Below are 19028 nucleotides of genomic sequence, written 5' to 3'. Positions count from 1 at the left end.
AAACCGTTCGAATTTGCAGATTGGCGGCGAAAAGCCGAGGCCTAGCGGTACGCCCACCCACGCAGGATCTCGCACCAGCGGCGGTACGCGTCCATGAGCGCGTCCAGGTCGATGGGCTCGCGGCTGGAGAGGCGCTGGTGCAGGTAGCCGTCGCCCAGCATGATGAGCATGTCGAGCACCTCGCGCGGATCCACGTCGTCGCGGAAGCGGCTGAAGTCCACGTTCTTGAAGAACCGGTCGAACATGACGTCGACCTGGTGGTTCGTCCACTGGGCCGCGGCCTGGCGGATGTCACGGTGGTCAGCGTAGAAGGCCCGCACCGCGAACTCGAGCGCCCATGGCCAGCGGCTCAGGCTGGCCACCTTCTGCTCGCCGGCGTAGAGCATCAGGTCGAAGAAGTCGTCGATGGCGTAGAAGTCCTCGTCTACCACCAGCTCGATGATGCGGTCGGTCAGATAGTCCAGGGTACGCAGGTAGAGCGACCGCTTATCGCGGAAGTAGAAGAACAGCAGCCCCTTTGACATGCCGGCGCGCCGTGCGATGTCGGCGGTGCGGGCGCTCTTGTAGTCGTGACGCCCGAACCCCTCGAGTGACGCGCGCATGATGGCCTCCTGCCGCTCGGGCGGCAGCGCGTCGAAGTCGCCGCGGCGTGGGGCGGACGCGGGCGCTCCGGACGCGCCCGCGACGCCGGCCGTGGGCGCGGGTGCGGTGCCGGGCGTGGGCGCGGCGGGGTAGTCGCTTCGGTTCATGGGGGCTCCTCGGGGTCGGGGGAGGGCGGCGTTGACCGGCAGGTCAGCGCTCGGCTCCATCATAGCTCGTTGACCCGATCGCGGAAGGGGGGTCGCTTGCGCGGAGTCGCATCGGTCGTGCTCGCCGCAGGCCGTCGGCGCGCTGATTGCGCCTGCCGTGCACCATCCATGTGCCGACTCCCCCTGTCGTGCGTTTCCGGCTGGTCAAAGGGTCACACCTAATGGCACCTCCGATGGAGGCGCTCGTATGTGAGGGAGGCGGAGTGCGTGGAGGTCGCCCGCGACAACGGCATGGGGATGCTCGCATGCACGCGCGCGGGGGCAGGACGCTCGTACGCGCGGGGCATGGCGTAGAATGTTTCACGTGAAACATTCCAGCGGAGACGCTCGCACGCGCGCGGGGCGCCGCTCAGGACGAGGACGGCACGCAGGCTGCCCGCGCCCGCACAGCCCCGCGCCGCACGCCCGCCTCCGCGCCGACCCCCCCGTGCGTTTTCAACGCGCCGCTTCTGCCAAAAACAAGGTTGCGAGCTCTTTTCGGGCGCCAATTCCGAATCCTCGATCACTCGTCACGCTCGCAGAGGGCGTTTTCCCCGAAAGCCTCGGTGAGCTTTCGGCGGGCGGTCATTGCGGTTCGCGGGCTCGATTTTGGCAGAAGCGGCCGCGCCGTCTCGCACGAAGCCTTCGCGGAGGCCCTGAGGGGCCGGCCGGCTCCTTCGGCGCCTTGCGCGCGGTGCCTTTCGCCGCGTCGTCGCTATAATAGGCACCCATGACCTCGTCCGACCGCATACCGATGGAGCTGCTGGCCCCCGCCGGGGGGATGGATCAGCTGCGTGCCGCCGTCCGTTTCGGCGCCGACGCCGTGTACCTGGCCGCCGATCGCTTCGGCATGCGTGCTCGGGCTGCCAACTTCGCCCTGGACGAGCTGCCCGAGGCCGTGCGCGTCGCCCACGAGGCCGGCGTGCGCGTGCACGTGGCCTGCAACGTCCTCATGATGCCCGACGACCTAGACGCGTTGCCCGCTTACCTGCGTGCCGTCCAAGACGCCGGTGCCGACGCCCTCATCATCGGCGACCTGGGCGCGGCCGTCCTCGCGCGCGAGCACGCGCCGGCCGTCGCGCTGCACGTGAGCACCCAGGCGTCGGTGGCCAACGCCGCAGCTGCCCGCGTCTGGCATTCCCTGGGCGCCACGCGGGTCGTGTGCGCCCGCGAGCTGTCGCTCGCCGAGATAGCCCGCCTACGCCAGGACGCCCCGCCCGACCTTGAGATCGAGGCCTTCGCCCATGGTGCCATGTGCATGGCCGTCTCGGGGCGCTGCCTCATCAGCAGCTACCTCACGGGCCGCTCCGGCAACCAGGGCCACTGCACCCAGCCCTGCCGCTGGAGCTACACGCTGGAGGAGGAGAAGCGCCCCGGTGAGCATTTTCCCGTCGAGGAGGACGGCCGCGGCACCTTCATCATGAACGCCAAGGACCTCAATATGCTCGCCCACCTGCGCGAGCTGGCGGATGCTGGCGTGGACTCCATCAAGATAGAGGGCCGCAACAAGAAGGCCTTCTACGTGGCCACCGTGGTGGGCGCCTACCGTCGCGTGCTCGACGGCGAGCCGTTCGAGGCCGTCGCTGACGAGCTTTTGGCCGTGAGCCATCGCCCCTACGGCACCGGCTTCTACTTCGCCGAGGCCGAGCAGGCGTGCGCCTACGATGGCTACGAGCAGCAGACCATGCACGTTGCCGACGTGGTGGCTTGCGAGCCTTGCGAGGGCGAGGGGGTCGCGTCGCGTGTCGAGGGCGCTGCCGGGAGCGCGCCTGCGGGCGGCGCACCGTGCGAGGGGCCATCGCGCCGTGCGGCGGACGCGGACGCGACCGCGCCGCGCTACCGGATGACCGTGCGGTGCCGCAACCGGTTCTCCGAGCGCGACGAGCTGGAGGTTCTCGCGCCGCGCGTTCCCGTGCGGCCGCTCGTGGTGCGCGATCTCACCTGGCTTCCCGAGCCTGACGAGGACGATCCGGCCCCTGCGCCGCAGCCTGTGGCCGCGGCCAACCGATCCTGTGCGCTCTATGCCATCACGACGCCCGACCCCGTGCCGCCCGGCGCGTTCCTGCGGGCTCGCGTCTTCCGGCGATCCGCTCGCCATGGCTGATGCCCCGCATGCCGCTGTCTCGGCGGCGAAGGCCCCCTCTGGGCACGCCGCTCCGCCCGCCTTCGCGCTGTTTCGCTCGATCATCCAAGGAGACCCCATGAGCACCGACCTCTCCCACCGCACCGTCGCCGACGAGCACCTGGCCCTCGTCTTAGAGGGTCGTGCCCCCCTCGTCGAGGACGGCGCCATGGGCACCATGCTCCAGCGCACGGGCCTGCTCGCTCCGGGCGAGCCGCCCGAGGGCCTCAGCCTCTCCGCCCCCGAGGCCGTCACCGCCGTCCATCGCGCCTACGTGGAGGCCGGCGCCCAGCTGGTGACCGCTAACACCTTCGGCGCCAGCGCGCTCAAGCCCGACGCGGGGCTCTCCGTCGACGAGGTGTTCGCGGCGGCCGTGGCCTGCGCCCGCGCGGCCGAGCCGCGCTACGTGGCCGCAAGCCTGGGGCCGACCGGCCGGCTGCTCGAGCCTTGGGGCGACCTCGATCCCGACGACGCCTCCGGCCTGTTCGCCGCCCAGGCTCGCGCCGCCGAGGCGGCCGGGGCCGACGTCATCGTGGTGGAGACCATGACCGACCTGGGGGAGGCCGAGGCGGCGGCGCGGGCGGCGCTCGACGTCACCGACCTGCCCGTGTTCGTCACGCTCTCCTTCGGCGCGGGCGGGCGCACCATGATGGGCGTCACGCCCGAGGACGCCGCCCGCGCGCTCACGGGCTGGGGCGTTCACGCCGCGGGCCTCAACTGCTCCGTGGGCCCGCGTGAGGCTGCGCCTCTGGCGGCGGCCATGGCCCCGCTGCTCGGCTGCCCGCTCATCGTCAAGCCCAATGCCGGCCTGCCGCGCCTCGAGGGCGGCCAGACCGTCTACGACGTGGGCCCCGAGGACTTCGCCGCCGCCATGGCCCCCATCCTCGAGGCCGGCGCCGCCATCGTCGGCGGCTGCTGCGGCACCACCCCCGCCCACCTTGCCGCCCTCGCGGCCCTCGTGGCCGCTGGCTCGCGCCCCGCTTAGCGCGCTTCCCGGTCGTCCGCGCACCGCCTAGCGCCCCCCCGGTCGTCCGCGCCCCGCCCGCGCCGGCTTCCCCCCTGGCCCGCGCCCCGCTTAGCGCGCTTCCCGGTCTCCGCGCCCCGCCCGGCGCCGTGGCGAGATTGTTGAGCGCTCTGCTCGCTGACAGGGGCCCTTCTTGGTATGATGGAGCCATCATATTTCCTAGGGAAAGGGAACCGTCATGGGAGTCAAATCCACGGAGTCGCTGGAGATATCCTACGATGAGCTGCCGACCTACCTGCACGCCCATCACTCGGTGTACATGGACGTCGACGGCGCTACCTACTACCTGACCGATGTGAACGACCGCTACTGGCGCGTGCAGAACACTGCCGAGCTCAACGAGAAGGGTCACTACGTCGACTGCAGCGACCTGGTTCCCACCCTGAGCGAGTTCCTCGACCTCCCCTTCCTCCATGGCAAGAGCGTGAGCGGTCTTTTCGACGAGGCCGTGTTCTTCGCCTCCGAGAAGCCCGAGTAGCCCTCTCCCACAACTGAATAGCCAAGCAGCCGAGGGGCGGCTCTGGGCGAGCCGCCCCTTTCTCATGCCTTATGCTATGATGCCTGCTGGCAAACGACAGAGTCCGCGGAATGTCAAGACGAGTCCGCGGCGAAGCTCAGGAAAGAAGGAACCATGGCAGAAGAAGAGTGCAGCCACGAGTGCTCCAGCTGCGGCGTGTCCGGCTGCGGCGACCGCGAGGCCAGCGCCGGCCCGAGCACCCTTGAGACGAACAAGCGCACCACCGTCAAGAACGTCATCGGCGTCGTGTCCGGCAAGGGCGGCGTGGGCAAGTCCCTGGTGACGAGCCTGCTGGCCTCCGAGATGCGCAAGCGCGGCCACAAGGTGGCCATCCTGGACGCGGACGTCACCGGCCCGTCCATCCCCAAGTCCTTCGGCATCACCGGCCATCTGACCGCCGACGAGGACGGCATCAACCCGTCGGTGTCCGAGAGCGGCATCGAGGTCATGTCCGTCAACCTCATGCTCCCGCAGGACGACCTGCCGGTGGCCTGGCGCGGCCCGGTGGTGTCCGGCGCCATCCGCCAGTTCTGGCAGGAGGTCAACTGGGGCGAGGTTGACTACATGTTCGTCGACATGCCTCCGGGAACCTCCGACGTGTTCCTCACCGTGTTCCAGTCGCTGCCCGTCGACGGCATCGTCACCGTGTCGGCCCCGCAGGAGCTGGTGGCCATGATCGTGGGCAAGGCCGTCAACCTGGCCCGCTCCCTCGAGGTGCCGGTCATCGGCCTGGTGGAGAACATGGCGTACTTCAAGTGCGACGACTGCGGCAAGGAGCACCACATCTTCGGCGAGCCCCAGGGCGCGGCCGTGGCCGAGAAGTACGAGATCCCCGCGGTGGCCACGCTGCCGATGGATCCGGGCTTCGCGCGCCTCGTCGACGCCGGCAAGGTGGAGGAGTACGACGTGGAGGGCGCCCTGGACGGCATCATCGACCAGATCGAGGCCATCACGAAGGAGAAGGCCGAGGCCTAGGGCCACGTGCCGCGAGGCTCCAGGAGGAGGCGTGGGCGCCCGACTCGGATACCCGCCGCCGCGCGCAAAACTTTTTCGAAAAAGTTCTTGCGCCCGACGCTCCTTCTGTTAATATAGTCCTCGCACTTTTACGGGGCCTTAGCTCAGCTGGGAGAGCGCATGGCTGGCAGCCATGAGGTCAGGGGTTCGATCCCCCTAGGCTCCACCACTTATCAGAGAGGCGGTTGACGCAAGTCAGCCGCCTCTTTTTTCGTCTGCGCCGCGCGCATCAGCGTAGGCAAGTATTAGACTTTGTCCTATAGATAACTGACCGCGAAGGCGGAAGAAGGCGTCGGGATCGTCCGACGCGCACGCTACGGAAGGGGAGTGCCCATGCTGTTCAAGAACATCGCCATCCTCGACGAGGACTTCGCCTACCAGCCCGACCGCTGGGTGGGCGTGCGGGACGGCCGCATCGCGTACGTGGGCGACGCCGCGCCCGCCGATGCCGCGTCCTACGGCGAGGCCTACGACGGCGCGGGCAAGCTGCTCATGCCCGCCCTCTACAACGACCATGCCCATGCCCCCATGGTGCTTCTGCGCGGCTACGCGGAGAACCTGCCGCTCCAGGCGTGGCTTGAGCAGAAGTGCTGGCCCTTCGAGGCGAAGATCACCCCCGAGGACAACTACTGGGCCATGCTGCTGGCCTGCGCCGAGCTGGCCCGCTACGGCGGCGTGAGCTTCTCCGACATGTACTACGCCACGCGCGAGCGCGCCCAGGCCGTCACGGAGGCCGGGCTCAAGGCCAACCTGAGCGAGGGCCTGCTCGCCTTCGAGCCCAAGCCCTTCGCCGACTACCCGCAGTGCGCGCTCAACGAGGAGCTCGTGCGCGACCTGCACGGCTCGGCTGACGGGCGCATCCGCATCGACTACAACATCCACGCCGAGTACACCTCCAACCCCCAGGTGTGCGCCGAGGTGGCGGCCATCGCCCGCGAGAAGGGGCTGCGGGTGCACCTGCATGCCTCGGAGACCAAGAGCGAGGTGGAGGAGTGCCGCGGCCGCCACGACGGCCTGAGCCCCATCGCCTACTTCGACTCCCTCGGCGTGCTTGACGGCGCCGTGACCGCCGCTCACTGCGTGTGGGTGGACGAGGGCGACATCGCCATCCTGCGCGACCGCGGCGTGTTCGTGGCCAACTGTCCCGCCTCCAACCTCAAGCTGGGGAGCGGCTTCGCCCCCATCCCCCAGATGCTCGACGCCGGCGTCAAGGTGTGCCTGGGAACGGACGGCATGGCGTCCAACAACAACCACAACCTGTTCCAGGACATGTACCTCATGGGGCTCGTCTACAAGGGTGCCGCGCTCGATCCGGCCGTGGTGGAGCCGCGCCAGGTGATGGCGGCCGCCACGCGCACGGGCGCGCTGTCCCAGGGCCGCGAGGACTGCGGCCTCGTGAAGGAGGGGATGCGCGCCGACGTGTGCGTGCTCGACGTCACCGGGCCGCAGTGGTGTCCGATGACCGCGCCGGACTACAACGTGGTGTTCGCCGGCGACGGCGCGGACGTGGTGCTGACGATGTGCGACGGCCGGGTGGTCTACCGCGACGGCGTGTGGCCCACCATCGATGTCGAGCGCGCCAAGGCCGAGGTGGCGGCTCGCACCCGCCGCATCATCGCCGAGCTGTAGGGAAGGCGCGCGGCGGCCAGGCGCGGGCCCGCGCCCTCAGGCGCCGCGCTCGTCCTGGAGGCGGCTGACGGCCTCCCTCACGTAGGCCTCGAAGGCCCGGCGGTTGCCCACGCGCGCCTTGGCGTAGATGCTTCGCGCGTGGTACTTCACCGTGCGCTCGGCCAGGTAGACGCGCCCCGCTATCTCGCGATAGGTGAGCCCGCGCATGACGTGGCGGCCGATGCAGCGCTCGTGGGCGGAAAGCTGGAGCTCGTCGAACACGGCGCTCTCTGCCGAGCGCAGCCGGCTCAACGCCTCCTGCGTGCCGGGCGGCATCCCGGCGCCAGGGGCGCAGGAGGCTCCTCCAACGGCCGCCGCCCCGGGCGGCGCGCTCGCCCCTCGGGCCGCCGGCGCCTTCGCGCCTGCCTCGCCGGCCTCCGCGCCCTCCGGCCGGCTCTGCGCCCAGCAGGCCAGCCACGCGGCGGCGAACGCCCCCGCAGCCGCCCCGGCCAGGGTCAGGGCTACGGGCAGGTGGGCGGATTCCCCGGTGTCGCGCATGTCATCACCCCTTCGGTCGCCTGGCGGGCGAGGCCCTCGGCCCCGCCGTCTCTCTGCGAGGGGCACGGTGCAAACGCCCGTTTACGTTTCCGCAGATAGACACGGGCATGATAGCGATCTTTCCCCGGAGCGCAAGAGCGTCGGGGCAATTCGCCTCCATCGCGGCCTCCTTCTTTCCCGATGTCGGCCCGCCTTCGCGCCGGGCGGGGCGTTTTCTCTGCGAGCGGAGGGAAAAACCGGGTGAGCAGCCTCCAAGTCGCCTTCGAAACCGTCCCCTCCCGCGTTCGCGGAAGGGAAGATACGCTAAACTGAAGGCGTCGCCCACGCGTGCGCGGGCGATGAGTGCGAGTTCGTAATGAAGGCCCGGGCAGTCGCGCCTTCCACGAAAGGGGTGCGCGGCGGCGAAACTTGAAAGTTGGTGGTCACCATGGCAGCTCCTGCTACCGAACACGTCAGAAACATCGTCCTCGTGGGCCAAGACGGCGCCGGGAAGACGTCGCTCGCCGAGGCGATGCTCTACGTTTCCGGCAAGACCCCCCGCATGGGCACGACCCACGACGGGAAGTCCTACCTCGACTATGACCCCGAGGAGATCAAGCGCAAGTTCACCATCGGCACCTCCATTGCCCCCATCCCCTACAAGGACTACAAGATCAACGTGCTGGACACGTCAGGCCACCCCGACTTCATCGGCGACACCCTGGCCACCATGCAAGCTGCCGAGATGGCGCTGTTCGTGGTGGACGCCGTCGCCGGCCCGCAGGTCATGACCACCAAGCTGTGGCGTGAGGCCGAGGACATGCGCCTGTCGCGCGCCGTCTACATCAACCACATCGACCGTGAGAACGCCAACTTCGACACGGCCATGGCCACCCTCCACGCGCGCTTCGGCTCGCGCCTGGGCGCCGTCACCATCCCCATGGGCGTCGAGTCCGACTTCAAGGGCGTCATCGACGTCATCCGCATGAAGGCCCGCTTCCATGACGGCGACGGCCTGGAGGAGGTCGTCACCGACATCCCCGGGGAGTACGCCGACGTGGCCCAGGCGGCCCGCGATAAGCTCTGCGACCTGGTGGCCGAGGCTGATGACGAGCTCATGATGAAGTACCTCGACGGCGAGGAGCAGCTCACCCAGGCTGAGCTTGAGTCGCTGCTCGACCAGGCCATCGCCAAGGAGCTGTTCATCCCCGTGTTCGTGGGATCCACCATCATCATGCAGGGCGTCCAGGGCCTCATGGAGGACATCTGCACCTACTTCCCGCATCCGCGCAGCCACGGCCGCTTCCAGATGGCCGACGGCGAGACCATCCGCGTGGACGAGTCCAAGCGCCCCGCCGCCTTCGTCTTCAAGACCCTCTCCGACCCGTTCGTCGGCCGCCTCAGCTTCCTCAAGGTGATCGCCGGCGTGCTCGAGCCCGGCATGGAGCTCATCAACTACCGCACCGGTAAGAAGGAGCGCCTGGGGCACCTCTACGTGATGATGGGCAAGGAGCCCCTGGACGTGAAGAGCGCCAAGGCCGGCGACATCATCGTGGTGCCGAAGCTCGGGGAGACGCGCTCGGGCGACACGCTCTCGCAGACCGGCGAGATCTCCGTCATGCCGCTGCCCACGCCCACCCCGCAGTACCCCGTGGCTGTGGAGGCGGTCAACAAGAAGGACGAGGACAAGCTGGGCACGTTCCTGGCCCGCGCAGCTGAGTCCGACCCCACGGTGCGCATCTCCCGCAACGAGGACACGCACCAGACCATCCTCACCGCCATGGGCGATACCCAGGTGGACATGCTGATGGCGCGCCTCAAGGACCAGACCGGCGTGGAGGCGCGGCTTGTGCCCGTGCGCGTGCCCTACCGCGAGACCATCCGCAAGACCGCCGAGGCCCAGGGGCGCCATAAGAAGCAGACGGGCGGCGCCGGGCAGTTCGGCGACTGCTGGCTGCGCCTCTCGCCCAATCCTGGCGCGGGCTACGAGTTCGTCGACGAGATCAAGGGCGGTGCCATCCCCAACGGACTCATCCCCGCGGTGGACAAGGGCGTGCAGGACGCCATGCGCGAGGGCTTTTTGGCCGGCTATCCCATGGTGGACATCAAGTGCGCTGTGTACGACGGCTCCTACCACTCCGTCGACTCCAATGAGATGGCGTTCAAGACGGCGGCCCGCATCGGCTTCCGCGCCGCGTGCGAGAAGGCCGATCCGGTGATCTTGGAGCCCATGGCCACCATGGACATCGTGGTGGGCGAGGAGTACGCCGGCGCCATCATGGGCGACATCTCCACGCGCCGCGGCCGCATCGTGGGCACAGACTCCAACGACGCGGGCGAGACGGTCATCATGGTGCGCGTGCCCTACGCCGAGGTGGTCAGCTACACGAAGGACCTGCGCTCGCTCACGCGCGGCAGCGGCTCCTACGCCATCGCGGTGGAGGGCTACGAGGAGGCTCCCCATGACGTGACCAAGCGGCTGGTGGAGGAGTACCAGGCCGCTCGCGCCGCTGGCAACTAGCGACGCGCCTCCTGCGGCCGGAAGGCGCTGGCGGCGGGAGACTTGAGCAAGACGGCTTATGCGGAGGTCGGGCTCGCGAGATCCCGGCCTCCTTGCGTGCGCGGGGCGGCTCGGGGGCGCCGGCGCCCTCCCCGCGGGCGCCCCGGCGTGCGGGGAGGGGCTTTTCGCGCGCGTTGACGTTTAGGCTGGGCGCCGGTTGGGGGAGGCGGCGCGTTTCCCCTGATGGCGTCTGATTTACGGCAGGGTGGCCCCGGAGGCTTTCTGCCTGTTCTTTTACAGAACAAACGTTCTGATTCTATGGTATACTGCTTGCAGTCAAAGCAGAGCCAGTGCAAGCGCCGTCCCTCTGGGGGATGTGCCCACCGAGACGTCGTGATTCCCGCCCCGTCCTTACCACGCTTGCAAGATCCTCTCTCATCCAGGGAACCTTCCGAAGGGGGGATTTACCATGGCGCACCCGCGTCCTAATACCGTGCTGCCCAAAACCCGTCTTGCCAGCCCGAGGGGGAGCCTCATCACCGTGGGGGAGGCCCTCTGCTCCTGCGATCCGGAGGAGCTCTGCTGCGCCGTTCTGCGCCACCAGGCAGGCTGGTCGGTCGATCCCGCGCGCCTGGGCGCCCGGCGCCTGCGGCCCCTCGTCTCCCGCGTGCGCGCAGCCCTGCGCTCCATGGAGGCCCTGCGCGCCCGGAAGGGCGCCTCTCCTGGCGGCCAGGTGGTGCTGCCGCTCGAGTCGTTTCGCGCCCTGGGCCCGTCGGGCTCCCTCATGCGGCGCATGGGGGCTGCGCAAGTTTCCCTGGCATCCGCCTCGGCCGCCGCCGACGCGCTTGCCGTCTGCGGCGGCCCGGCCTGGGGCGCCCTGCCTCCTGACGCCGCGCGGCTGCTGGAGGGCCTTGGCCCCGATGTCCCCTGGGCGCCCGCCGCCCTTGGGGCGAGCCTGCGCGCCTGGGGCGACGAGGCTTGGGGGCAGGTGCTCGCGCGGCCCCTCTGGGTGCCGTGCGAGCAGTCGGCCGATGACGCGCTGCAGGTGGCCGCCGCCCTGTTCTGGGCCCTCACGCGCCGGGGGTTCTCCCCGCGGGCTGCCCCGCCGCCTGCGCCGCGCCCGGTGCCCTCCGCTCCTGCGTGTCGGTCTCCGACGACGGGGAACGCCTGCCTTCGCCTGCTCAACTACAACGCCTGGGTGAGCCTGCTTGGCGCCCAGGTCGAATCCGCTCGACTTCTGGAGGTGCTCTGACATGACCTACGACTGCGCTTGCGCGCCCGGTTGGCCGACCGCCCCCTTCCCGGGTCAGACCGACTGGCTGCTCGGATCCTGCCCGTGCCGATCGCTTATCGGCCAGGCGGTTCTCACCGATGTCCTGCTTGACCTGATCGCTGACGAGGAGGGGCTCGTCTTGCTGGCCGATGTCCTGCGCGTCTTGGACGAGGGCTAGGCTGCGGTTTCGGGCGGGCTCTCCCCAAGGGGCGCCCGCCCGGCCGGGGCGCTCTCTGGCCCTCGTCGGGGGATTGGCGTACCATGGCGGCATGTCCTGATGACGTGTGAGGAGGTGCGGATCGTGGTCACGGTGAAAGACGTGCTGAACCTGGGGATATTCGAGGATATCTGGCTGGCCGCTCCCTGCGAGGGCTGCGAGGAGCGCCTGGTTACCGGCGCGGGCATTCTCGACTTCGAGCCGTTCTGGGGAGACTACGACTCCTTTACCCCCTGCGAGTTCATCTTCACCTCGCTCGGCTTCGCCCAGCGCGACCCCGATCTGGCTGACCAGGCCGTCAGGGCCATGATCGAGCGAGACGTCGCGGCCCTCGTCATCAAGCCGGTGGCCATGGACGCCATCAGCGCGGAGGCCGCTGAGCTCAGCACCGCCCGCGGCGTGCCCGTCTTCTTCTACGAGGGGCACTTCGTCGAGCGGCTCATGGCCGCCGTCCTCGCCTTGGTGGCCGAGGATCGGGCCCAGTCCCAGCGCGACGCGCTCATCGACGCGCTCATCGCCCCGCGAGGCGATGCGGATGTGCGCGAGGGCCTCTTCGAGGTGGCGCGCACCACCGGCGCCACGGTGCAGTGCCTGGCGGCCCGCCCCTTGGCGCCCGACGGTTGCATGCTCTCGGCGCTCCAGGGCGAGCTCGGCGCGCTGCTCTACGACTTCCAGCGCAATCAGGCGAGCGTCGTTCAGGCCTGCGTCGTGCGCTACCGCGACCAGCTGCTCGCCTTCGTCTCCTACGACCGGCCGCCTCGCGGCGCCATCGCCCGGTCCGAGGCCGACCTGGTGGCTCGCATAGAGGCGGCGGGCCGCCTGCGCTGCGGCGTCAGCCAGGAGGTCTCCCTCGGCCAGGGAGACCTGGCCATTCGCCAGGCGCGTACGGCTCTCGACGCCGCCTGCGACCAGGGGAGGCCGGTCGTTCGCTGGGCGAGCTTGGGCCTGGGGGCCTTTCGCGCCGCGGCGTCGGCCGACCGTCTCTTCGCCGGAACGGCGCAGCTCTACCGATCGCTCCTCGACGAGTACGACCGAGCCCACGGCACCGAGCTTGCCGCCACCGCCCGCGCCTATGCCGCGTCCTTCGGCGAGGTGCGCGCCACGGCCGAGGCGCTCTACCAGCATCCCAACACGGTGCGCTATCGTCTGCGGCGCATCCGGGAGGAGCTGGCCCTGCCCGACGTATCCGACAGGGAGCTGGCCGCCCTCCTCGTTTTGGCATATTCAATGACTGACTAACTCACTATTTTTTGTGCAACGGCACAAATGGCGGCGCACGCGGTTCGTCGCCGCCTCTAAGGGCGCGCTCGCGAACTGACGGTAACCTCTTCGTCGTTGATCAACCATGACGAGAGGAGAGTTTCCGATGCTCAACGAAAAGGCCCTCAAGGTCCTCGCTACCCTGTCCGAGCCCGATGCCGCCTACTGCCACAAGCTGGCGCGCCACTTCGCCAACATGGGCATCTCGTCGGACAAGGCCAGCAGCGCCGTGTGCTCGCTGGTGGAGGCCGACGCCATTCCCGAGGCCGGCGTGACCAAGTGGGCCGGCTCCTTCGCCTCGCCCCAGGCCCCCGCGCAGGCTTCCGCAGCCGAGGCGCTGGACGAGGTGGCCTATGCCTAGCGGCCGACGAGGCCGGCGCCCGCAGGGCGTCCAGACCCCCAGCGCATGAGGGCCCCGGCATCCAATGAGCCGGGGCCCTCATGCGCTGGGGAAAGCAGAGCGGCCCGGCCTCCCTGGGAAGGCCGGGCCGCTCTTGGCATCTGGCGCGTCGCGGACGCTAGTCGGCGACCTCCACCAGCTCCAGCTCGAAGTTGAGCGCCTTGCCCGCCAGCGGGTGGTTGAAGTCGAAGGTGGCCACGCCGTCCTCGACGGCCTTCACCTGCACCGGCACGGGGCTTCCGTCGGGGCCGTGCATGTAGATGACGCCGCCCACGGGCAGCTCGCTGGCGTTGGGGATGTTCTCCAGCGGAACCTCCTGGATGAGGTCCTCGCGCACCTCGCCGTAGGCGTCGGCCGGCTCGATGTGGATGGTCTTCTTGTCGCCGACGGCCATGTCCTTCACGCCCTCGTCGAAGCCGGGGATCACGTCGCCGGCCATGCACACGAACTCAATGGGCTCGCCGTGGTCGTAGGAGGAATCGAACTTCTCCCCGTCGTCCAGCGTGCCAGTGTAGTGGATCTTGACCTTCTTGCCCTCGTTGCTCATCGGAAGGCTCCTTTCGTCATTGTGCCAGAGCCTGCCAGTCTAGCCCAAGCGGGCGCCCTCGGCGCCTGCGGCCGCAAACCTGCTCCAACTTGTCATCAAGCGGCGCCTCTGCGCTCGGCGGCGCGGAGGGGGGCGAGGCGCAGGGGCACCTTCCCTGGACGGGCGCCTTCCCTGGATGGGCGCGTGCCGCCGGCTACGCCCCGCGTTCCGCCTCGGCCACATCGGCCAGGGTGATGCGCGACGCCACCAGGCTGGCAAGCGGCGTGAGGTAGGCGCGCTCGTCCTCGGGAAGCCCCGTCGCCGCCAGGCTCATCACCTCGTCGGCCAGCTCGGAGACGGGGTGGCGGTACAAATAGCCGTCGTAGCCGCTCCTCATGAGCGACGCCTTGCCGGCGGCGATGTCCTCGGCGGTCACGCCGGCGAAGAGCCCCTCGAGCGCATCCAGGCTCTCGTCGCTGTAGAACAGCCCCTTGATCAGGGCCGCGTAGGCAATCACGTAGGGCACCGGCATGGCGTCGGCCGGGCGTATCTCCACGTAGGTCTTCAGCCGCACGTCGGTGAAGAACATCGACAGCGCATGCTCCACCTGCGCGCGGGTCATGGGCTCCTCGGCGTAGATCTCACCGAAGGTGCGGTCGGTGTAGCACCACTGCTCGGAGTCGCAGGCCACGAGGATGGCCGGCGTGTCCAGCACGTAGGCGGCATAGTCGCGCAGGGTGAAGCCGGGGTCCATGATGCCGGGAACCACGCCGCAGCGGTCGGGGTCGCACTTCTCCCAGATCTCCGTGCGCACCAGCTGATGCTCGCGCGGCGCGTCCTCGAACACGGGGGAGTTGTCGCAGATGAGCGAGAGCAGCGGCACCAGGGCGAAGGCCAGGCGCATCTTGCGCAGGCAGTCGTCCGCCGACGAGTAGTCGATGGACACCTGGGTGGAGGCGCTGCCGCGCATCATGCAGATGCCGTACTTGCCGATGGCGCCCAGGTACCTGTTCATGAGCTTGTAGCGTCGCTTGGGGATGAGCTCCAGGTCCACGGCGCGCGCGGTGGGGTGGTAGCCCGGGGTGAGCGCCTGGGTGTCCACCGGGTCGAGGCGCGCGGCGAGCGTGCGCTCGAAGGCGGTGAAGCAGGCCTCGGCGTCGGCCAGGCGCGTGAAGGGGCCGGCCGAGAGCTCCACCTGGGCGGCGGGCTCGATGGTCACGGCCTCGCCGGGACGCGCCACGCCCAGCAGGTCGCCCTCCGGGTCGCGCGTGGCCTCCGGGTAGTCGGCCAGCAGCTGCTCGAGCAGCCAGCGTACGCCGTTCTCCTCGCGGTAGGAGACCGGGGATCCGTCGGCGCGCACGAGCGTGTGCTCCAGCTCGATGCCGAGCTGCTCGGAGGACTCCTTGATGCCGCCTTCGAAGTAGGCCACGATGGCGTCGAGGTTCGCCTCGCGAGCCGGTTGGTCGTTCTTGGTCATCGCTTACTCCAAACTCCGTCGTTTTCTGCGCAAAACGCTATCCGGTTTGCTTACAATATCCGTTTGATCGGCGCCCATGGTATCACTGGCATGGCCGAGGGGCGCCCAAGGAGCGAAAACGAGGGCATATCGTGGAATTCCGCAACGCGTTCATCACCGCTGGCGCCGCCGCAGGGCCGCGCCTCCGACGACGTTCCTAGCGCCGCCGCTTCCGCGCGCCCTTTCATTTCCGTAACTCCTCGGCGCCGTCCGGCAGCGGTGCCGTTTCCTTGACTAGCATGGCAGAGGCTTCTCGCCGAAGCACCGAAGGAAGAGAGCGACTCATGACCCTGAGAGCAGGCGTGGTGGGCGCAGCTGGATTCGCGGGCATCGAGCTCGTGAGGCTGCTCCTGGCCCATCCGGAATTCACCCTGGCCGCCGTCACCTCCGACGCGCTGGCCGACCGCCCCGTCGCCGAGGTCTACCCGGCCTTCCGCGGCGCCACCGACCTGGCCTTCTCCGCCCATGACCAGGCCGACCTGCATTCCTGCGACGTGGTGTTCCTGGCGGTGCCCCATACGGCGGCGCTCGCCCAGGCCCCCGGGCTCGTGGAGCATGGTGTCACCGTCATCGACCTGTCGGCCGACTTCCGCCTGAAGGACCCGTCCGTCTACGAGGCCTGGTACCAGATGCCCCATACGGCCGTCGACCTGCTCGCCCGCGCCGCCTTCGGCCTGCCGGAGCTCACCGGCGACGAGCTCGCCCGCGCCGCGGCCGCCCACGCGCGCGGCGAGGCGGTGCTCGTGGGTTGCGCCGGCTGCTATCCCACGGCCACCTCGCTGGCGGCCGCGCCCGCCATCTGCGCGGGACTCGTCGATCCGGCGGGCACCGTGGTGGCCGACGCGGTGTCCGGCGTCACCGGCGCCGGCAAGAAGGCCACCGAGCGCACCCACTTCTGCTTCGCCAACGAGAACCTCGAGGCCTACGGCGTGGGCGCCCACCGCCACACGCCGGAGATCGAGCAGATCCTCGGCATCCCCGGGCGCCTCGTGTTCACCCCGCACCTGGCCCCGCTCAACCGCGGGCTGCTCTCCACGGTGAACCTGCCGCTTGGCCCGTCCTCGCCGCGGCCGACCACCGAGGAGCTGGCGGGGCTCTACCGCGACTTCTACGCCGCCTCTCCGCTCGTGGAGGTGCTCGAGCCGGGCGCCTGGCCGCGCACGGCGTCGGTCGCCGGCACCTGTCGCGCGCAGGTGGGCGTGGCAGTGCATCCGACGGCGCCCATGATCGTGGCCGTCGGCGCCATCGACAACCTGGGGAAGGGCGCTGCGGGCCAGGCGGTCCAGTGCGCCAACATCATCTGCGGCCTGCCGGAGGACACCGGCCTCACGGCCGTGGCCCAGCCGGTGTAGGGGAGGAAAGAGCCCATGGAGAACGAGAAGATCCCGACGGGATTTTCGGCCCCCGCGGCCGCCGCGCGTGCGGGCGAGGCCCCCGCGCCGGACGCCGCCATTCCCGCCGTTGAGCCGCTGCCGCCCGCCGCGCCCGCGCCGGACGCCTTGCCCGCCGTTCCCGGCGGCGTCGCGGCGGCCCTCGGCTTCCGCGCCGCCGGCGTGCACGCGGGCTTCCGCGACGACCCCGACCGTCTGGACCTGGCCCTCGTCGTGGCCGACGAGCCCTGCGCCGCCGCGGCCGTGTTCACCCGCAACGTGTTTTGCGCCGCCCCGGTGCAGGTCAACCGCGAGCGGTTGGACGAGGGCGGCTCCGGCGCGCCGAGCTACGGCACCGCCCGCGCCGTGGTGGTGAACTCCGGCGTGGCCAATGCCGCCACCGGCGAGCGCGGCCGCGAGGCCGCCCGGGCCATGGCCGCCATCACCGCCGAGGCCGTGGGCTGCCCGGCCGAGGAGGTGCTCGTGGCCTCCACCGGGGTCATCGGCGTGCACCTGCCGCTTGGCCCCTTCCGCTCAGGCGCCCCGGCGGCTGCGGCCGCGGCCTCCCGGGAGGGCGGCGCCGCCGCGGCCCGCGCCATCATGACCACCGACACGCATCCCAAGGAGTGCGCCGTCGCCTTCGATGGCGATGACGTGGGCTACCCCGGCGCGCGTTTCACCGTGGGCGCCATGGCCAAGGGCTCGGGCATGATCATGCCCGACATGGCCACCATGATCGCCGTCGTCACCACCGATGCGCCCGTGCTCGCGTGCGACCTGGCCCCGGCCCTGCGCGCCGCCGTCGACGCCAGCTTCAACCGGGTGACCGTGGACTCGGACACCTCCACCAACGACTCCTGCTTCCTGCTGGCCAGCGGAGCCGCGGCTCCCGGCGCTGCGCCGCTGGCCCCGGGCACTCCCGTCTTCGCCCGCTTCCAGCAGGCGCTCGACCAGGTGTGCGCCACGCTCGCCCGCGCCATGGCGGCCGACGGGGAGGGCGCCACGCGCCTGGTCACCGTCACGGTTCGCGGGGCCGCCAGCCCCGCCGACGCCCAGGCGGCGGCGCGCACGGTGGCCAACTCGCCCCTGGTGAAGACGGCCGTCTACGGCCACGACGCCAACTGGGGGCGCATCGCCGCGGCGCTCGGACGCTCGGGCGCGGCCTTCCGCCAGGAGGACGTGGCCATCGACATCCTCGGCCTGCCCGTCTGCCGCGGCGGCCTCACCGTTCCCTTCGACGAGGACGAGGCGCTGCGGCGCTTCGAGGGCCCGGAGGTGGCCATCGTGGCCGACCTGGGCGCCGGCGAATCCGAGGCCACGGTCTGGACCTGCGACTTCTCGCATGAATACGTTTCGATCAACGGAGACTATCGCTCATGAAATACGACACCGAGACGCGCCCCCACGGCGTTTCCAGCATCACCGGCGACGTCCTCACCGAGGCGATGCCCTGGATCAAGAAGATCACCGGCGAGACCATCGTCATCAAGTACGGCGGCTCGGCCATGGAGGATCCGGCCCTGCGCGCCGAGGTGATGGCCGACATCATCCTGCTCAAGATCATCGGCGTGAACCCGGTCATCGTCCACGGCGGCGGCAAGGCCATATCCGCGGCCATGAAGCGCTTCGACCTGCCGGTTGAGTTCGTCGACGGCCAGCGCGTCACCAGCCCCGAGGCCATGGACGTGGTGCGCATGGTGCTCACCGGCCGGGTGAACCAGGAGCTCGTGGAGGCCATGAACGAGCACGGCAACATGGCCGTGGGCATCAGCGGCACGGACGCCGGCGTCATCGTGGCCGAGCAGGCCGACCCGCGTCTGGGCCGCGTGGGCGCCATCACCCGCATCAATAACCTGCTCATCGAAGACCTCGTGGCCGCCGACTACATCCCCGTCATCGCCACCATCGCCATCGGCGAGGACGGCGGCTGCTACAACGTCAACGCCGACGTGGCCGCCGGGCACATCGCCGCGGCCATCGGCGCCCACAAGGTGTTCTTCCTCACCGACGTGGACGGCCTCTACGAGGACTACCCCAACCGCGACACGCTCATCTCGGCCATGAGCCTGGAGGAGGCGCGCCAGATGGTGGAGGACGGCGCCATCTCCACCGGCATGATCCCCAAGCTGCGGTCCTGCGTCTACGCCATGGACGCCGGCGTGAAGAAGGGCCACATCATCAACGGCACCACGCCCCATGCCCTGCTGCTGGAGATTCTCACCGACAAGGGCATCGGCACCATGGTCACCGGCGACGGCGATCCCGAGGCCGCCGCGCCCCTCGGCAACTTCGCCGCCAAGCTCATCGAAAACCGCGAGGCGTAGCCCCGCGGCGCTGACGAAGGCCCTCCCCGCAG

Annotated in this window: 17 protein-coding genes and 1 tRNA gene; 14 read left to right on the top strand and 4 right to left on the bottom strand. The window is 69.9% G+C overall.

All coding sequences use genetic code 11. From position 1 onward, the window contains the following. Window positions 1-41: 41 nt before the first annotated feature. Window positions 42-749, bottom strand: a complete 708-nt coding sequence (locus AC6I0Y_RS09460) for a TetR/AcrR family transcriptional regulator (protein ID WP_497731305.1) — start codon at window positions 747-749, stop codon at window positions 42-44. A gap of 769 nt (window positions 750-1518) precedes the next feature. Between AC6I0Y_RS09460 and AC6I0Y_RS09455 the strand changes: the two genes are divergently transcribed. The 6 genes from AC6I0Y_RS09455 (at window position 1519) to AC6I0Y_RS09430 (ending at window position 7094) form a co-directional block, all read left to right on the top strand. Beyond that, on the top strand, window positions 1519-2892 hold the full coding sequence (locus AC6I0Y_RS09455) for a U32 family peptidase (RefSeq protein WP_497731302.1): 1374 nt from the start codon (window positions 1519-1521) through the stop codon (window positions 2890-2892). Between the two features lie 97 nt (window positions 2893-2989). Beyond that, a complete protein-coding gene (locus AC6I0Y_RS09450) occupies window positions 2990-3895 on the top strand; it encodes a homocysteine S-methyltransferase family protein (RefSeq protein ID WP_497731299.1) in 906 nt (301 codons plus the stop codon). A gap of 217 nt (window positions 3896-4112) precedes the next feature. Next, window positions 4113-4412: a CDP-alcohol phosphatidyltransferase gene (locus AC6I0Y_RS09445; protein ID WP_160710073.1), complete on the top strand. Its 300-nt coding sequence runs from the start codon at window positions 4113-4115 to the stop codon at window positions 4410-4412. Between the two features lie 153 nt (window positions 4413-4565). Further along, window positions 4566-5426, top strand: coding sequence for a P-loop NTPase (locus AC6I0Y_RS09440; protein WP_497731297.1), 861 nt, complete (start codon window positions 4566-4568; stop codon window positions 5424-5426). A 132-nt stretch (window positions 5427-5558) separates the two neighbouring features. Then, window positions 5559-5634 (top strand) — tRNA-Ala (locus tag AC6I0Y_RS09435). Window positions 5635-5798: 164 nt separating this feature from the next. After that, on the top strand, window positions 5799-7094 hold the full coding sequence (locus tag AC6I0Y_RS09430) for an amidohydrolase (protein WP_160710075.1): 1296 nt from the start codon (window positions 5799-5801) through the stop codon (window positions 7092-7094). A gap of 36 nt (window positions 7095-7130) precedes the next feature. Here AC6I0Y_RS09430 and AC6I0Y_RS09425 read toward each other — a convergent pair whose 3' ends face one another. After that, a complete protein-coding gene (locus AC6I0Y_RS09425) occupies window positions 7131-7631 on the bottom strand; it encodes a response regulator transcription factor (protein WP_497731293.1) in 501 nt (166 codons plus the stop codon). A 427-nt stretch (window positions 7632-8058) separates the two neighbouring features. Between AC6I0Y_RS09425 and AC6I0Y_RS09420 the strand changes: the two genes are divergently transcribed. The 5 genes from AC6I0Y_RS09420 to AC6I0Y_RS09400 all read left to right on the top strand — a co-directional run bounded on the left by AC6I0Y_RS09420 (window position 8059) and on the right by AC6I0Y_RS09400 (window position 13221). Continuing rightward, window positions 8059-10131: an elongation factor G gene (locus AC6I0Y_RS09420; protein ID WP_497731291.1), complete on the top strand. Its 2073-nt coding sequence runs from the start codon at window positions 8059-8061 to the stop codon at window positions 10129-10131. A gap of 448 nt (window positions 10132-10579) precedes the next feature. Continuing rightward, window positions 10580-11362 (top strand): hypothetical protein, encoded by a 783-nt coding sequence (locus tag AC6I0Y_RS09415; RefSeq protein WP_160710249.1) that lies wholly within the window; start codon window positions 10580-10582, stop codon window positions 11360-11362. Window position 11363: 1 nt separating this feature from the next. Next, on the top strand, window positions 11364-11561 hold the full coding sequence (locus AC6I0Y_RS09410) for a hypothetical protein (protein WP_160710250.1): 198 nt from the start codon (window positions 11364-11366) through the stop codon (window positions 11559-11561). A gap of 123 nt (window positions 11562-11684) precedes the next feature. Next, entirely contained in the window at window positions 11685-12839 is a 1155-nt protein-coding gene (locus AC6I0Y_RS09405; protein WP_201751045.1) for a helix-turn-helix domain-containing protein, read from the top strand. Between the two features lie 127 nt (window positions 12840-12966). After that, on the top strand, window positions 12967-13221 hold the full coding sequence (locus AC6I0Y_RS09400) for a hypothetical protein (RefSeq protein ID WP_160710251.1): 255 nt from the start codon (window positions 12967-12969) through the stop codon (window positions 13219-13221). A 157-nt stretch (window positions 13222-13378) separates the two neighbouring features. Here AC6I0Y_RS09400 and AC6I0Y_RS09395 read toward each other — a convergent pair whose 3' ends face one another. Both AC6I0Y_RS09395 and AC6I0Y_RS09390 read right to left on the bottom strand, forming a co-directional pair. Then, window positions 13379-13807 (bottom strand): FKBP-type peptidyl-prolyl cis-trans isomerase, encoded by a 429-nt coding sequence (locus AC6I0Y_RS09395; protein ID WP_160710252.1) that lies wholly within the window; start codon window positions 13805-13807, stop codon window positions 13379-13381. 193 nt (window positions 13808-14000) lie between these two features. Further along, complete coding sequence (locus tag AC6I0Y_RS09390; RefSeq protein WP_497731286.1) at window positions 14001-15263, bottom strand: glutamate-cysteine ligase family protein; 1263 nt, start codon at window positions 15261-15263, stop codon at window positions 14001-14003. 323 nt (window positions 15264-15586) lie between these two features. On the opposite strand from AC6I0Y_RS09390, the gene argC reads away from it, so the two are divergent. From argC to argB, 3 genes are read left to right on the top strand one after another with little or no spacing between them, the layout of a single operon-like run. Next, window positions 15587-16654 (top strand): N-acetyl-gamma-glutamyl-phosphate reductase, encoded by a 1068-nt coding sequence (gene argC, locus AC6I0Y_RS09385; protein WP_497731283.1) that lies wholly within the window; start codon window positions 15587-15589, stop codon window positions 16652-16654. 15 nt (window positions 16655-16669) lie between these two features. Further along, the gene (argJ, locus tag AC6I0Y_RS09380; RefSeq protein ID WP_497731280.1) at window positions 16670-18052 is read left to right on the top strand and encodes a bifunctional glutamate N-acetyltransferase/amino-acid acetyltransferase ArgJ; all 1383 of its coding nucleotides are present in this window, start codon (window positions 16670-16672) and stop codon (window positions 18050-18052) included. Further along, the gene (gene argB, locus AC6I0Y_RS09375) at window positions 18049-18996 is read left to right on the top strand and encodes an acetylglutamate kinase (RefSeq protein WP_497731278.1); all 948 of its coding nucleotides are present in this window, start codon (window positions 18049-18051) and stop codon (window positions 18994-18996) included. Before argJ ends, argB begins: the two co-directional genes overlap by 4 nt. Window positions 18997-19028: the final 32 nt, after the last annotated feature.

This window comes from Adlercreutzia sp. St.1H8 (genome assembly GCF_059728655.1).
Note: the sequence above shows the minus strand (reverse complement) of the source record. Positions and strands in the feature narration are given on the sequence as shown.

What these genes read in the sequence shown, in the direction of transcription:
- AC6I0Y_RS09460 (WP_497731305.1), bottom strand. Translation starts at nt 749, where the DNA reads ATGAACCGAAGCGACTACCCCGCCGCGCCCACGCCCGGCACCGCACCC.
- AC6I0Y_RS09455 (WP_497731302.1), top strand. Translation starts at nt 1,519, where the DNA reads ATGACCTCGTCCGACCGCATACCGATGGAGCTGCTGGCCCCCGCCGGG.
- AC6I0Y_RS09450 (WP_497731299.1), top strand. Translation starts at nt 2,990, where the DNA reads ATGAGCACCGACCTCTCCCACCGCACCGTCGCCGACGAGCACCTGGCC.
- AC6I0Y_RS09445 (WP_160710073.1), top strand. Translation starts at nt 4,113, where the DNA reads ATGGGAGTCAAATCCACGGAGTCGCTGGAGATATCCTACGATGAGCTG.
- AC6I0Y_RS09440 (WP_497731297.1), top strand. Translation starts at nt 4,566, where the DNA reads ATGGCAGAAGAAGAGTGCAGCCACGAGTGCTCCAGCTGCGGCGTGTCC.
- AC6I0Y_RS09430 (WP_160710075.1), top strand. Translation starts at nt 5,799, where the DNA reads ATGCTGTTCAAGAACATCGCCATCCTCGACGAGGACTTCGCCTACCAG.
- AC6I0Y_RS09425 (WP_497731293.1), bottom strand. Translation starts at nt 7,631, where the DNA reads ATGCGCGACACCGGGGAATCCGCCCACCTGCCCGTAGCCCTGACCCTG.
- AC6I0Y_RS09420 (WP_497731291.1), top strand. Translation starts at nt 8,059, where the DNA reads ATGGCAGCTCCTGCTACCGAACACGTCAGAAACATCGTCCTCGTGGGC.
- AC6I0Y_RS09415 (WP_160710249.1), top strand. Translation starts at nt 10,580, where the DNA reads ATGGCGCACCCGCGTCCTAATACCGTGCTGCCCAAAACCCGTCTTGCC.
- AC6I0Y_RS09410 (WP_160710250.1), top strand. Translation starts at nt 11,364, where the DNA reads ATGACCTACGACTGCGCTTGCGCGCCCGGTTGGCCGACCGCCCCCTTC.
- AC6I0Y_RS09400 (WP_160710251.1), top strand. Translation starts at nt 12,967, where the DNA reads ATGCTCAACGAAAAGGCCCTCAAGGTCCTCGCTACCCTGTCCGAGCCC.
- AC6I0Y_RS09395 (WP_160710252.1), bottom strand. Translation starts at nt 13,807, where the DNA reads ATGAGCAACGAGGGCAAGAAGGTCAAGATCCACTACACTGGCACGCTG.
- AC6I0Y_RS09390 (WP_497731286.1), bottom strand. Translation starts at nt 15,263, where the DNA reads ATGACCAAGAACGACCAACCGGCTCGCGAGGCGAACCTCGACGCCATC.
- argC (WP_497731283.1), top strand. Translation starts at nt 15,587, where the DNA reads ATGACCCTGAGAGCAGGCGTGGTGGGCGCAGCTGGATTCGCGGGCATC.
- argJ (WP_497731280.1), top strand. Translation starts at nt 16,670, where the DNA reads ATGGAGAACGAGAAGATCCCGACGGGATTTTCGGCCCCCGCGGCCGCC.
- argB (WP_497731278.1), top strand. Translation starts at nt 18,049, where the DNA reads ATGAAATACGACACCGAGACGCGCCCCCACGGCGTTTCCAGCATCACC.